This window comes from Emticicia oligotrophica DSM 17448 (assembly GCF_000263195.1).
Classification (GTDB): domain Bacteria; phylum Bacteroidota; class Bacteroidia; order Cytophagales; family Spirosomataceae; genus Emticicia; species Emticicia oligotrophica.
In genome coordinates this window covers 3,314,025-3,329,452 of record NC_018748.1, presented here as the reverse complement: position 1 = coordinate 3,329,452, position 15,428 = coordinate 3,314,025, and the positions used below count along the sequence as shown (strand labels likewise).

Here is a 15,428-nt window from a genome sequence, read left to right as displayed (position 1 = left end):
TGATAGCTCTTCTAAACTAAAAACTTAGATTACCATTAATTAGGTAGGTAAATAAAAAATAAAACGCCTCTTCAAAATATTTATTGAAGAGGCATTTTATTAATTCGAACGCTAAATTATTTATGGTTTTAACCATTGGTTTCTTAGTTTCAATTGCTCAGCACTTGGGCTTTCAGCCAATTTCAATACATTTCTTTGCTTTACTTCTACTAAAATCGCGGGAGCAGAAAGTTTAATAATCTCTTCTTTTCCTTCAGCATTTTTACGAGCCACTTCCACCGTCACCATTTCTCCTTCTTTGGTATTTGCGTTGAAATCTGTCATAATTGTCTGAATTTTCATCATTTCCATAGCTTGGCCATTGATAGAAATTAATTCATCATTGGCTTTATATCCCATTTGTTTACCAAATTCGTTGACTTTATCAATACTCGTAATTTTCAAACGACCAGTTTGTTGGTTAAAACCAATGGCTACACCACCCAAACTCGCTTGTTTTACCGTGGCTTCTGAAATATAGTCAATCCCTACACTTTGTAGAATTTCTGCCAATGGAAGTGGTTCTTTTCCTTCAACATAGGTTGCAAAAAATTGGCGAATTTCAGGATAAGTCAAAGAAGTAATTTTATCGAATAATTCATCATCTTTAAACGAAACCGTTTTACCATAAGTTTTCGATAAATCTTGCATTAAAGATTGCGTTCCGTACTTTCCATCTGATAACTGACGAAGCTTAATATCTAAACATAGACCTATCAAAGCTCCTTTGTTATAAACATTCATGTACTGGTTTTTGTACTTATCCAAAACATTGGCACTCATTTCTGTAAATGGCAAATTATCTTTCATGCTTTTCATGGTCGAGACCTTTTGACGAAGCATATCCAAATACTTTGGCAGCGTAATAAGATTATATTTTGCTTGCATGTGCCCAGCAGCATATTCAGTTAAACCTTCGTACATCCAAAGGTGTTTCGACATTTTTGGAGCATTATAATCGAAATTCCCAATTTCTTCTGAGTGGATGTTTAATGGAGTTACAATATGAAAGAACTCATGAGACGCTACATCTTTTACTGTCTGTGAAAGTGACTCTGAAGTTCCTTCTGGTAAATAATAAAATGAAGAATATGAGTGTTCTAAAGCCCCAAAACTCGTCAGATTCGGGTTATCAGAAAGTACAATTAAGAAAGCATATTTTTTGATTGGAAGTTTTCCTCCCAAATATTCTTTTTGTGCTTCAAGCAAAGTATTTATGTTTGCTGCAATTTCTTTGGAAGATGCTTTTTTATTTGGCGAATACACCGAAACCAAAATATCCGCTCCACCAATTTTTAAAACTGTTGTATCGGGCTGTGTGTAAAGAATTGGAGCATCAACCAAATCCATGTAGTTATTCATCTCAAAAATATCAGTAGTAGCAGTACTGCTTTTGGCTACCATTGAAGTTGAACCATAAAAACCACTCGGCTTTGTGAAGGTAACTTGATAAGGCACTTGCTTCATTCCATCAAAATACCCAAAGAAACAATGCGTATTGATTGAATATTCTTTGTTGGCAACTATATCAGAACCAGTTGGTTCAAAAATCTTTGTGCCTTTAATCTCAGGAGAATCCCACGTATCATCAATCTTATAGCTAATATTATGGAGCTTTTTCGCATCTTTAATTGTATAGCTATTTACATCTAACTTATTAGTAGTCAGTAAATTTCCTTTAGAATCGAATGCTTTAAAATCTGATAAATAGCGGCCATAATCATCAGTTGAATAAGTGCCCGGAACTGTTTTTGGGAGGCGAAATATAATCTCTTCTGATTCTATTTTTGGATTAATCAGCGTAACTTCTAATTTATCATCTACAACCTTCGTCAAATCAACCGAATATTGATAAGTAGAGCCATTTGAAGCTTGTGAGGAACTAACCACTGCCTTTTTTGTACAGCTTGCCATGAGCAAACCAAAAGACAGTACCATCAAAGTTTTTTGCATAGGTAATATTTTTTTAGATTACTAAAAATGTATAAAACAAAAATAAGGAAAAAGGCACAAATTGGGTCGAAAAATTGATTGAGCTACAATTAATGAGTGATGAAAGGCAAAAAACTGGACCTTCGACTTCGCTCAGGCACCAGTTTTTGGGCATTTTATTAAGTTTATCTAATAGTTTATTTTACCTACGGTTACTAACGCTGAGAAGAGCAGCTTCGCTATTCGGTCCAAGAATTTTGACCTTTGAGAGGCATACACGCAATGTAGTCTCCCGGAACAGGGTCATAAACTAATACATTCTTACCAATGCTTTCAGAAGTATAAAAGCCAAATAAAGTTAAGCTTTTTACTGTTTTGTAGAATGTAGGCTTCGGAGCATCTGGTTCGAGGTTAATTCCCCACAAACTCATACCAGAGCGTGGGTTTTCTTTTTCAAGTTCAAGTAAATAGGCTTCTCGCTTGGCTGGTTCAAGTTCTATAAAATTTTTACCATATTTATCTTTACAAATCTCATCAAAAGCCTCAAGGTCATTTCGAAATTGTTCTTTCCCTTTCGCGTCCATAGTATCATTGACCATTTTATCTATAAACTGAGGCACGCCCAATTCTTTTGCACCAGGAGTCTTAGTTTTGGGCAAAATCGTTTCTGTGATTTCGGCAATTATAGCCGCTTGATTAGCAGACAGAAAAATTGGTTTCCAGTCTAATTTAGCATCTTTTGCACAAGCGATGAAGATTTCGGAGAAAGCCACTCCCGAAACTCCCAAGCCCAATGCCAATGCTGTATTTTTTATATATTCTCTACGATTCATGATGATTCTGATTATTTAGTCAACTGACAACAGTCCACAAGTCAACAATATTTTCTAATACCAAAACTCATTTTCCATTCTCAATTTTCCATTATACATTAAACTAAAGATTCTTCTTATTCAACTCCGAAACTGCGAAATCGGCAGCACGTGCTGTAAGAGCCATGTATGTAATTGAAGGATTAACGCAATTGGAAGACGTCATACAAGCACCATCAGTTACGAATACATTTTTAACGGCATGAATTTGATTATTGCCATTTAATACCGATGTTTTGGGGTCTTTACCCATACGAGCAGTACCCATCTCGTGAACGCCATTTCCAAGACCACCTGCATTATCAAAAGTTCGAATATTCTTGAAACCCGACGCTTCCAACATTTCTGCTGCATCAGCCATAATTTGCTTACGCATTTTCAGTTCGTTATCTTTTATTTCAGCATCGAAAACCAATTGTGGAATACCCCATTTATCAACTTTCGATTCATCAAGTGTTACTTTATTTTCGTGGTAAGGAAGCACTTCGCCAAAACCCATCAATCCCATGCTCCAACCACCCGGCTTATAAAGTGACTCCTTAAATTCTGCCCCGATTGCGTGTTGGTCAGCACCTCTACCCCATCCAGCTCGGCCTGCCCCTGCACCTTGGTAATCATAACCACGTAAAAAATTAGGGTTTTTAGAGGCTTCATCAATATTTACATACTTCGGAATAAATAACCCTGCTGGTTTACGCCCTTTATAATATTGGTCTTCCAAACCATCAAAATCGCCCATAGCTCCAACATGATAATGGTGGTCCATGATATTATGCCCCAATTCGCCACTATCATTACCTAAACCATTCGGAAAACGATTAGATTTAGAGTTGAGTAAAATCTGGGTCGTTGCTAGTGACGAAGCACAAGAAAAAATGATTTTTGCTTTAAAATCAATTACATCTTTGGTTTCAGCATCAATTACTCGCACACCCGTTGCACGCTGCGTAGCTTCATCGAATATAATTTCTTTAACAATCGAATTAGGTCTGATAACAAAATTGCCTGTGTTGTTAGCGGCAGGCAAAGTAGCTGCGTTACTGCTAAAATATGCTCCGTACGGACAACCTCTCGAACAACGGTTTCGATTTTGGCACTTTCCTCGACCTAAAGCCAAATGAACTTCGGTTGGTTGCGTAAGGTGAGCCACGCGGCCCGGTGTAACAATACGATTCTTGAACTTATTTTTGAGTTGTTGTTTGAAATGGTCTTCCAAACAATTGAGTGGAATTGGGGGTAAAAACTCACCATCGGGTAGATGGTCTAAGCCTAATTTCTCACCGCTTACACCCACAAACTTCTCTACATACGAATACCAAGGAGCAATATCTTTGTAGCGAATCGGCCAATCTATGGCAATACCTTCACGAGCATTGGCCTCAAAATCATAATTACTCCAACGATACGTGTGCTTGCCCCACGTTATGGAACGTCCACCCACGTGGTTGCCTCGAATCCAGTCGAAAGGCTTAGTTTCTTGGTAAGGATTATCGATATCATTCGTAAAGAAATGCTTGGTAGATTCACCGACAAAACCACTTCTGATCTGAATATGATGGCGTTTACGGTCTTCATCGGTTAATGCTCCACGATGTTCCATTTCCCAATGGTCGAGCATCATGGTTGGGTAGTCTTCAATGTGATTGACCATTCGACCTTTTTCAAGTACCAATGTTTTGAGTCCTTTTTCCGATAACTCTTTTGCTGCCCAGCCACCACTCATGCCTGAGCCTATTACAATGGCATCGTAGGTGTTGGTTTTATTAAGTTTTGTATTGAGGTTAGCCATTATATGTTTAGAGGTTGAATAAAATACAAGTTAAATAGAATAGTAGGTGTTTTGTGCAAATAGGCAAATTTTAATGTTATTAAAGCCATTTCATCCTCTAGTTCCTGAATAAATTCAAGAACTAAAGGAACAAAGGAATTATTGCCAATATAAACTGAATAAATTCAGTTTTAGAAGTTCATTTTTTCAATAATTAAAATCTAGCTTTATTTCAAAATCTCAATCGCTGTATCAATTTGTTTTGTGAATTTATCAAGGGCTTTTGCTGTAATCATAACGCCTTCTTCCGCATCTTTCCATTTACGTTGTTCGATTGATTCACGAATCAAAGGCATAGTTTTTACACCATATCCTGTATAATAGCCCGGAGCATAAATTTGGTGCTTATACCACGGACGCATCGGCAAACCTTCCGTAGATAAAAGCGAACGTTCAGCCTTATACAAAATATCGTTGAGTGTTTTCAACTTTTCAGCATTTAATGCATCGGCATTTTTCATGAGTGAAGCATAAGTATTGGCACTTTTCTCAAGGCGAAGCAGAGCATTTTTCAATGGGGCAAAATTAATATACGGCACTTCGTCAAGTATTTTCAAAGTATAAGGCTTTTTCGAATCCGAAGCAGCGGCGAAAGTACCGTCTTTTATCATCTGATTATTTTCCTCGGTTTTTGCTTTCTGCGATTCAAGCAGTTTTTCTACTTCATCGCCATACATTTGCATGGTATTAGCAAAACTTTGAAAATCGAATGGTAAAACCTCTGATTCTGATAATCGTAAAACCGTACGACCCATGGTCTTGGCCAAAGCTACTCCATAAGAAAAATCAGGGTCTTTAAATCTTACATACATATCATAAGAATCATAAATCGAATGGTATTCACCGCCTTCACCTTCACCACCAAAACCAACATTCATAGCTGAAATACCCAAGTGTTGCAAAAATGGCGTAAAATCTGAACCCGAACCTAAAGCTCCTATTCTAATATCACTTCGATTTTTTGCTTCATTTTTCGAATCAGGCGAGCCATTTACAAGCATAGTTGCACGTAGGCGGTCTGAAACACTAACATTCTTCTGTGGGTCAATTACACTTCGAGATACTTGATTAAAGAACTTCTCTAAAGTATGAGAGCCACCCGCATATAAAAATCCACGCTCGTTTCCATCAGAGTTTAGATAAACCACTGCTTTTTTCTGTAACTCATCTTGAAAAGTTTCTGCCCATTCGGTTGAGCCTAATAGGCCAGGTTCTTCGCCATCCCAAGCACAGAATACAATCGTGCGTTTAGGTCTCCAACCAGTCTTGGTCAATTCTCCAATGGCTCTTGCTTCTTCCATTTCTGCTACCATTCCACTTAAAGGGTCGGCAGCTCCAAAAACCCACCCATCATGGTGATTTCCACGCAAAATCCATTGGTCAGGAAACTCCGAACCTTTCATTACTGCAATCACATTATAGAGTGGCTCAACCTTAAAATCAAATTCTAATTTCAAGTGCACTTTGGCAGGCCCAGGCCCAATATGATAAGCAATTGGCAATTGCCCAGCCCAAGATTCTGGAGCCAAACGCCCACCCATAGCTTTTAACAGCGGAAGAGCATCACCATAAGAAATAGGCAATACAGGAATCGTCATAATGGTTGTAGCATCCTTTAAATCTAACTTTTTAGCATTTTTTGTATGCCCATAGTTTGGCGTTAAAGGGTCGCCTGGTTGTACAGGTAAATCTAAAACCGAGCCTCTTTGAACACCATGTTCATTACGGAATGGCCCAGCTGGATACACATCGCCTTGTCCGTATCCATCATCTTTGGGGTCAGAGTAAATCAAACAACCAATCGCTCCTTTTTCGGCAGCTAATTTAGGTTTTAGTCCTCGCCAAGAATTACCATATTTTACAATGACAATCTTACCTCGTACACTAATGCCCATTTTTTCTAAAATCTCATAATCGGCTGGTGTACCATAATTTACAAAAACTAACTCGGCCGTTACGTCACCATTGGCCGAAAAACAATTATAAGTAGGCAAATGGTCTTTCAATTGGCTCGAAGTAGCATCTTCTTTTAAAGCTGGTTCTACTAAAGCTGCCTTGAAAGTCGTTGGACTCACCAATTCTAATTGTCTTAATTTAGGAGTTGGAAAAAGTGTATATGACGTATCTATACGTGCTTCGTAGCCCCACGAACGAAACAAATCTCGCATATAAACTGCATTATCACGGTCGTGCGGAGAACCGACATAATGAGGTTTTGACGACATTTGCTTCAACCACTCTTGAAGATTTTTGGCATTTAAGCGAGCATCAAATTGGCTTTCTAAGTCCAATTGTTTTTTTGCATTTTTATCATTGAAACCTAACAAACTTTGTGCTGAGGCTAGTCTAAAGTTTAATAAAAATATAATTAGTAGAATAGGTAAGTTTTTTTTCATAGCGGTAAATCGAATGATTGAAGAATGAATCAAAAGTAAAGATTTTTCTCTAGAAATATTGATTACTTGAAAGAATATTGGGCTATTGCTTCTGAAATACTTTTACAAACAAAAAACACTAAATTTAGTTAAATCAAGAAAAGTAAATCAGAATGCCCGAATTACCAGAAGTAGAAACTTATCGTAGATATTTTGAAGAAACAAGCCTTTTTCAGCCAATTGCTGATGTATTTGTAGAAGATACGAAACTTCTTACGACCGACTATGATTTGCTTATAGAAAAGCTTAGAAATAAGCAATTTATTGGAACGAAACGAATCGGCAAAAATCTTTTTATCCAACTTGATGCACCTTATTGGCTTCATTTCCATTTTGGTATGACAGGAGATTTAGCCTATTTCCGTGATGAAGAAGATACCCCACGTTTCGCAAGAATAGTTTTTAAGTTTGCCAATGGATTTAAACTTGGATTCTTGTGCCCGAGAAAGTTTGAAAGAATTGGTATTGTAGAAAATATCGAAGAATATCTTTTAAAAAAGAAGATAAATAAAGACGCCCTAGAAATTTCGATTGAAGAATTGGCAAAAACTTTAAAAAAGAAAAATGCTCCAATAAAATCGGTTCTATTAGACCAATCTACCGTGGCTGGCATTGGTAATTGGATTGTAGATGATGTCTTATTTCAAGCTAAAATTCACCCCGAACGTTCCTCTAATCAGTTATCAAACCAAAAAATAATTGATATCCATCAAGCAATTAAACTGGTTATTCAGACTGCAATTGATTTACAAGCCAATTATAATGATTTCCCTAAAAACTTTCTCATTCACGCACGTGGTTGGGGAATTCAACAGCAAACATTAATTGGTAAATGCCCTGCTTGTGGTGAACCCATTTCTATTTCAAAAGTTGGCGGTCGGACAACCTTTTTTTGTTCAAAACGACAGGTTTTATAAAACTTATTTCAAGCTATTCCAACAAATTTTAGCTAAATCGCCAATGACCTTTTCGGCGGTTGATTCCTTATCAAAGCCTTCTACAAAAATTGAGATGACAAAGGGATTTTGAGTAAATACGATGGCGGCATCGCCACGTACATAGGCTAAAGTGCCTGTTTTATGAGCAATTGACAAGTTTTGAGGTAACTGGCTCGGAATCGTAGATTTATCTGCACAGTTTTTTAGCATTTCTAACATTTCGTCACAAAGTGCGGGAGTAGCTATTTTATGACCATAAATCATTTGTAGTAAAGCATTTACCTCGCGAGCATTGATATAATTTTCACGACCTTGCTTTACAGCTTCCGTATCCATCATTACTCGGTTTAATCTAGTTTGAGACATTCCCCATTGCTGTAAATAAGCATTGACAGATTCTCTACCTACTTTATTAATCAAAATATTAGTAGCAGTATTATCACTCGAACGAATCATTTCTTGTGCTAATTCCCTAATGGTAAACACTTTACCATCAGACATTTCAGCTAAAACACCCGAACCACCCGTTTTTTCTTCGTGCAAAAGAGTGTGTGTATCTTCAAGGCTAAGCTCTTTTTTTGCCACTTTTCCCATCAATGTCATTAATATTGGAATTTTAATCACACTTGCAGAAGGCATTTTCACAGATGGTCGATACTCATAAATTTTATTGCCGTTCATTTCCTCAACTACCATCGAAACATTCATCTCATTGGGTAATTTCACTAGGTAATTATCGACTTTTTTTTCATCAATTTTCCTATTTTGTGCCATTACCGAGCCAACGATTGTTATTAAAGAGAGCGTTAAAATATAAGTTTTCATTTTATTTTGAAAATATTAAATATTTAGAAATAATAATCTATATCATTCAATCAAAATATTCAATACATATTATCTATATCAAAATTTCGGAATAAACAAAATATTTTAAATGCATGAAATATTCTAAATTTTTCAATTATTTTGTACGTTCAATAGAAAACAGAACTAAATCGTGTAATGATTGACGGAAAGCAGATTCGGGAAATGTAAAGAGGATGTCGTTTGCTTCTTTCACGAAGCGTTTCATCACTTGAGTAGTATATTCAATGCCACCAGATTTCTTCACAAAATCTATTACTTCAGCAACCTTTTTAGGGTTTTCTGACTCATTTTTTACTAAGTTTATAATATTTCTTTTGTCAGACCAAGTGGCATTATTGAGAGCATAAATCAAAGGCAAGGTCATTTTTTTCTCTTTGATATCAATACCTGTTGGTTTTCCAATTTCGGCATCACCATAATCAAAGAGATCATCTTTTATCTGAAAAGCCATTCCAATTTTCTCTCCTAAAAGTTTAGCCTTTGCAACAACTTCAGCACTTGCCTTTACAGAAGCCGCCCCAACTGCACAACAAGAGGCAATAAGAGATGCCGTTTTTTGTCGAATTACTTCGTAGTAAACATCTTCTGTAATATCAAGTTTACGAGCTTTTTCAATCTGTAAAAGTTCACCTTCGCTTAATTCCTTTACCGCGGTTGATACAATTTTAAGTAAATCATAATCACCATTATCTACACTAAGCAACAAACCACGTGAGAGTAGATAATCGCCTACTAATACTGCTATTTTATTTTTCCAGAGAGCTTTAATGGAGAAGAAGCCACGACGATAGTTCGAGTCATCAACGACATCATCATGCACAAGTGTGGCCGTGTGAAGTAGCTCAATGAGAGCCGCTCCTCGATGAGTTGCTTCATTAATTTGACCAATGGTACCAGCCATAAGGAAGACAAACATCGGACGTATTTGCTTACCTTTTCTATGAATGATATACTTCATGATTTGGTCGAGTAACATTACGTCGGTCTTCATTGACTGGCGAAACTTCTTCTCGAAAATCTCCAAATCCTGCTCTATCGGTGCTTGTATTTGATTAATATCTAATGGCATGAAAGAACGAGCAAAATGTTGTTTTGCTCTACGTGTGCAATTTTACGTATGTTTTCTGATTTTTTTTGAAAATTATCAGAAAATATGTTGCTATTAATGATTAAATTCAAATAATTCTTGATTTTATACCAATAAATATCTAATCGTTTAAATGAGTAAGAATACTTATCGCTATATCTAAGACAACACTTCAATCATTGATAAAGTTTGGTTTACGATTGAAAACATTTTAGTTATTTTTCTTTAGAAATAAGTTTTTCATTCCTATTATTGAATGACAATTATCTAACCAAACAAATGAAGGCTTTAGTTTTAGGTGGCGGCTCGCTCAAAGGTGCTTGGCAAGTAGGAGTAATTCATGCAATTTTAGAAACGGGTTTCAAGCCCGAAATGATTTATGGAATTTCGGCAGGTGCCCTAAATGCCTCTTTCATGGTTAATGAAGCGGGTAACCAATTCATTGAAAAGGGAGGTATCGACTGGGATATGGTGAATAAGCGATTACTACAATTTTGGCTCGAAAATATTACCCAACCTTCAGATATTGGTGTTTTAAAATCTAAGTTCTCCTTAGGAATTGATACGCTTCTAAGTAGGTTTGATGGTTTAATTGACACAAATCCTTTACACGAAAAACTAAAAAAATACTTAAATCTCACAACCCTTCGCCGAAGTCCCGTTAAATTAAAAGTTGGAGCCGTAAATATCAATACTGGGGCGATGCATTATACTGACCCTCTTGAACAGCATTTTTTAGATTATCTTCGTGCGAGTAGTTCGTTACCATTTATTATGCCCGCCATTCAAATAGGTGGAGACCACCGTGAAGTTTACATGGATGGCGGTCTTCGTGAAGTAGTTCCACTTCGAAAGGCTATTGAAGATGGGGCAACCGAAATATATTGTGTAGCAACTCACCCTAAAAATCGCCCATTAGAGCATTTCAATTATAGAAGTTTCTTTAGTTTAATTGAACGAATTAAAGATATTACAGTCAATCAGTTTGAAAATAGCGATATCGAATGGGCCGAAAATTATACGCAAAACTATGCAAGTATAGGGCCTTTCCATCTTTCAAAAAAAGTAAAACTTACTGTTATACGCCCAAGTGAACCATTACACATTGAACTAACTAATTTCACGACTACCGATATCAAAGAGATAATCAAACAAGGTTATGAATTTGGACACAAGCAATTATTTGGGTAGTTTATTATGTTCTCCTTCTCTGAATAAAGCAAGGAGAACATAATAATATTACTTATTTTTTTTTGGAACTTCCAGTACTGCTTTTAAAGCTGGTTTGGCTTGATACTTTCTATCAAATAACAATGGGTAGTTCGTGCGGTTGGGAATCGGGTAATCATTCTTCCATGACATAGCATCTTGTACGCCCCAAAGCGTTACACGGTCGATTTTATCTCTTTTTTTGTAGAAAATCTGAAATAACTCTGCATATCTATTGGCTAATTTTTGCTGAATATCAGCTGGTAATCCATTTTGATAAGGGTCGAGATAAGTCTTAAATTCCTCTAACTGAAACTGTGGATGCGACATTCCTGTACCTATAATTTGTCCTTCTTTAGTTAATGGTAATACATCCACATCAAGTTCGGTTATCATTACCTTTAATCCTAAAGCAGCATAAGCATCAATAGCAGCTTCAATATATTCAGTTTTAGGATAATTAAGCCCCCAGTGGCCTTGAATACCAATACCATCAATTCTGATGCCTTCTTTTTGAAGCATTTTCACCATACGTACTATTCCATCACGTTTTTCGGGTCTCCAAGCATTAAAATCATTATAGTAAAGCTCAGTATTAGGTGCAAATTCAGCAGCATATTTAAAGGAAAGTTTCACTAATTCATCTCCATCTCCAATACCATTTACCCAAGTTGTTGAACGATACTTTCCATCTTCTCCCATCACTTCATTTACTACATCCCAAGCATCTACCTTTCCTGCATACCTTCCAGCAACAGCTCTAATGTGCTCTTTTAGGCGTTCGGCAACTGCCTCTTTGCTTTTAAGCTTACCCTTTTCATCTTGAAAAAACCAATCGGGTGTTTGGTTATGCCAAACCAATGTATGCCCAATGATAAACATATTATTTTTTTTTCCGAAAGCCACAAAATCATCTGCTGGACCAAAGTTGAATATTCCTGGTTGTGGATTAATGAGTGCGGCTTTCATGACATTTTCTACTGTAATCGTATTAAAATGCTTTAAAACGATTTTCTGAGCAGCACTATCTTTGCCCGAAACAATGGCAGGGTTAACAGCACAACCTATTTTAAAGGCATCTTTATAGACAGTTTTTAATACTTGTGCTTGAGAATGAAAAAGTGTGATGACTAATAAAAAAGTAATTCGAGTTGCAATTTTATAAAATGAGTTCATTAGTGCTTATGGGTTGAAAGTTAGTTGTAGCAATTTACAAATAATTCGACGAATTTCATCAAACAAAAAGCTCTGCAAAGGAAATTTGCAGAGCTAAAGTATAATTTTAGGGATATTTCATAAATGACTATACCAACATTCTCATGCCATTTGTGTTTGTGAATTTTCTTGTTTGAGTTCTACCAAAACAAAGTAAGATGTAAGAATCATCGAAACAATTAAATAGGCTATTAGGGCTGGTTTCCCCCAAGCAACCAGTTGACTTAATCCAAACCAATCACCCGTTGAGAATATGATATAAAAACCAACTACATTTTTAAGAGCTTCCCAAAGTAAAGCATACGGATTTTTATCCATCAACTCGGTGTATGCAAAAACTATCAAATAAATGAATCCTCCATAGATAAAGATATTTGGACTCCCAATTTTGGCAATATTCCCAAAAAGGTGGTATAGCAAAGAAAAGGTAAAGAAAAATTGTACCCAAATCCAAACCAACATCGAATTTGATACTTGTGGAGCATACTTTTGAAAATGATAGATGTCCTCAATTTTATTTACTGGGAAACGCTCTGCAACATCGGCTGGCCGCCAGCCTGTGGGCATAAACCAAATTCTAAATTTATCCTTCAAACTTTTTGTACGTGCGGCATCCTTTATTAAAAGCCAAAGATGTTGAAAATTAATCTTGATTGGATTCCACGTACTTGCTGGACGAGTAATACCATATACTGGTGGCACATTGGGAAGTTCTTCTTGAAAAGTACCAAAAATTTTATCCCAAAAAATAAAGATTTGGCCATGATTTTTATCTAAATACTCAGGATTGATGGCATGATGCACGCGGTGATGTGAGGGTGTTACGATAATTTTTTCGAGAAAACCCATTCTGCCAATGTAAACCGTGTGATACCAAAATTGGGCAAAAAGGTGTAATGGAGCCACAATGGCAATTACCTTTGGCTCTACACCCAAAAGGGCTGCAGGAAGTAAAAATATAGTAAACAGACTCACAAAAGAAGAAATACTTTGACGTAAGGCACAACCTAAATTAAATTCTTCACTACTGTGGTGAATGGCATGCTTATTCCAAAAAAAGTTAATTTCATGCGACAAACGATGAACCCAATATCCCGAAAAATCGAGAGCAATGAAGGCAATGATATAAACCCAAATTGTTGATTCTACTTTATAGACCGTCCAATGGCTCACCATCCATTGATACGACAAAATAGATACACTTAAACCAAGAACATCTTTCACTACATTTGTATAACCCGATGACAAACTTGAAATGGTGTCCAAGGGTTTAAAAGCATCTTTTTTAAAAATCCAGCCGTAAACTTTTTCTAATAAAACTAACAACAAAAAGGCTGGCATAGCAATCGTTAAGATTTTTCCGTAGGTTTCCATAGTGGTATGCTTGCATAATAATTATTATACAAATTTAAGAAAAAATATTTCTTTTCTCACAAAATGATTTATTTCTCAAAAAATTACCATTATTGTTGCATAATTTTATCATTGAAAAACAAAAATCCTGTCGACTAATCAACAGGATTTTGACTATAAATAAAAGGTTAGTAATTAAAAACGGTATTGTACTCTACAAGTGAAATTATTATCTTTCAAATCACTGGTATAATCATTTAAATTTGTTTTTTCATTTTTAGGTATTTCATACCAAAAAGTTATTTTCAAATTATCATTTGGATAAACTACATAACCCAAGCCAAAAGTATTAAACCTTACATCGGCAGCTGTAAAACCTTTGCCAATTTCATTACCTTTCACTTTTTTATTAGGGTCATACCAATCATACTTAGCTACAAATTGGTGTTTTTTACTGCCTAAATGTTGTAAGAAATAAAAATACGCACCGTCAAAGTTTCGTATATACAAGGGAGCATTTTTCCCATTTAAAGTTGGAATCACGCCCGGTGTTTCGCTTGAACTTTGAGTTGCAGTTTGCGTTCCTCTAATATATTCAGCCCTAAATTCTGTATTACCTACTCTATTAGGAATTTTTACTTGAATATCTGCACCATAATACTTTCTTGGGGCTATCTTACCAATATTTGATGATGAAGAATCTACAAAAAATGCTTTTGTTTCAGCATCAGACATTTTGTAGATATATTTCGTAAACTGCTCCATTCCACCAAAAAGCCCCGAAACACTACCACTCACAATTAGTTTCTGACTTAATTTTAGTGGTTTTAATGAAAGTCGAGTAATTGCATCTTTATGATTATCAAAATCGGAAGTTGCAGTTAATCCTTGTCCATTAAATAAACCAAAATCCCATTTTAAATACCTTACAAATGATTGTTTTGTTCGAGGTTCAATGGAGAGCATAAGGCCTAAATCACGCTCTACTTTCATTAAGGTTTGTGACATTCGACCACGTTCAAGCGATTCTCGGTCTGCAGAACCATAATTTACCTCAAAACCAAATGGACGAGCAAACATCCCAGTAGTTACCGAAAATAAATTAAACTTATTTTCATAAAACCTTCCCCAAAAATCTCTAATTACTACTCCACGTTCAGTTCCATCAAACTGAAATACAAAGTTTAATTGTGGTAAATTATTTTTATCAAATCGAGCAAAATCAAACCTTAGACGCCCACGACGTAACATAAAACGATTATTTACGCCTGCTGCAAAATCACCACCATTGAAGGATTTAGCACCTTCAGATTGAATGAATTGATATTGAGGCTGAATATAACCACTAATACCGACATACTCATATTTTTTCATGGTTAAAAGTAATCTTTTGAGCATTGTAGTATCAACATCCATCAAAGACCCTTTCTGTTGAGCATACGTTTTTGCCGACAAGCCAAACAATAGCATAGCAAAAATTAGCACTCTTTTTGAGTGTAATAAACTGAAGAATTTCATATTGGTGTAATTGGTAAATATTATACGACTCGTTAGAGCCATATTGGCAAAAAAGAGTTTTTTTTTCATCCAATTGAGTTACTTAAACCTGTATAATAGTATTATAGAGACACTGTCTAACAATGTCTCTATAGT

Annotated in this window: 11 protein-coding genes; 2 read left to right on the top strand and 9 right to left on the bottom strand. The window is 35.9% G+C overall.

The features are described from left to right. Nucleotides 1–120: 120 nt before the first annotated feature. The 4 genes from EMTOL_RS13765 to EMTOL_RS13750 all read right to left on the bottom strand — a co-directional run bounded on the left by EMTOL_RS13765 (nt 121) and on the right by EMTOL_RS13750 (nt 7,067). Nucleotides 121–1,992 (bottom strand): M61 family metallopeptidase, encoded by a 1,872-nt coding sequence (locus tag EMTOL_RS13765; RefSeq protein ID WP_015029912.1) that lies wholly within the window; start codon nt 1,990–1,992, stop codon nt 121–123. 218 nt (nt 1,993–2,210) lie between these two features. Continuing rightward, nucleotides 2,211–2,804 (bottom strand): gluconate 2-dehydrogenase subunit 3 family protein, encoded by a 594-nt coding sequence (locus EMTOL_RS13760; protein WP_015029911.1) that lies wholly within the window; start codon nt 2,802–2,804, stop codon nt 2,211–2,213. Between the two features lie 103 nt (nt 2,805–2,907). After that, nucleotides 2,908–4,632 carry a GMC oxidoreductase gene (locus tag EMTOL_RS13755; RefSeq protein ID WP_015029910.1) on the bottom strand — a complete coding sequence of 575 codons (1,725 nt, stop codon included), beginning with the start codon at nt 4,630–4,632 and terminating at the stop codon, nt 2,908–2,910. A 206-nt stretch (nt 4,633–4,838) separates the two neighbouring features. After that, nucleotides 4,839–7,067 carry a transferrin receptor-like dimerization domain-containing protein gene (locus EMTOL_RS13750; protein ID WP_015029909.1) on the bottom strand — a complete coding sequence of 743 codons (2,229 nt, stop codon included), beginning with the start codon at nt 7,065–7,067 and terminating at the stop codon, nt 4,839–4,841. A 152-nt stretch (nt 7,068–7,219) separates the two neighbouring features. On the opposite strand from EMTOL_RS13750, the gene EMTOL_RS13745 reads away from it, so the two are divergent. Further along, a complete protein-coding gene (locus EMTOL_RS13745) occupies nt 7,220–8,023 on the top strand; it encodes an Fpg/Nei family DNA glycosylase (protein ID WP_015029908.1) in 804 nt (267 codons plus the stop codon). A 3-nt stretch (nt 8,024–8,026) separates the two neighbouring features. On the opposite strand, the gene EMTOL_RS13740 is transcribed toward EMTOL_RS13745, so the two are convergent. Continuing rightward, nucleotides 8,027–8,869, bottom strand: coding sequence for a serine hydrolase (locus EMTOL_RS13740; RefSeq protein WP_015029907.1), 843 nt, complete (start codon nt 8,867–8,869; stop codon nt 8,027–8,029). Between the two features lie 136 nt (nt 8,870–9,005). Continuing rightward, entirely contained in the window at nt 9,006–9,980 is a 975-nt protein-coding gene (locus tag EMTOL_RS13735) for a polyprenyl synthetase family protein (RefSeq protein ID WP_015029906.1), read from the bottom strand. A gap of 297 nt (nt 9,981–10,277) precedes the next feature. Here EMTOL_RS13735 and EMTOL_RS13730 point away from each other — a divergent pair, with 297 nt between their 5' ends. After that, the gene (locus EMTOL_RS13730; RefSeq protein WP_015029905.1) at nt 10,278–11,189 is read left to right on the top strand and encodes a patatin-like phospholipase family protein; all 912 of its coding nucleotides are present in this window, start codon (nt 10,278–10,280) and stop codon (nt 11,187–11,189) included. A gap of 48 nt (nt 11,190–11,237) precedes the next feature. On the opposite strand, the gene EMTOL_RS13725 is transcribed toward EMTOL_RS13730, so the two are convergent. The 3 genes from EMTOL_RS13725 to EMTOL_RS13715 form a co-directional block, all read right to left on the bottom strand. After that, complete coding sequence (locus tag EMTOL_RS13725; protein WP_015029904.1) at nt 11,238–12,383, bottom strand: endo-1,4-beta-xylanase; 1,146 nt, start codon at nt 12,381–12,383, stop codon at nt 11,238–11,240. Between the two features lie 141 nt (nt 12,384–12,524). After that, nucleotides 12,525–13,796: a sterol desaturase family protein gene (locus EMTOL_RS13720; RefSeq protein WP_015029903.1), complete on the bottom strand. Its 1,272-nt coding sequence runs from the start codon at nt 13,794–13,796 to the stop codon at nt 12,525–12,527. Between the two features lie 174 nt (nt 13,797–13,970). Continuing rightward, entirely contained in the window at nt 13,971–15,362 is a 1,392-nt protein-coding gene (locus EMTOL_RS13715; protein WP_015029902.1) for a putative porin, read from the bottom strand. Nucleotides 15,363–15,428: the final 66 nt, after the last annotated feature.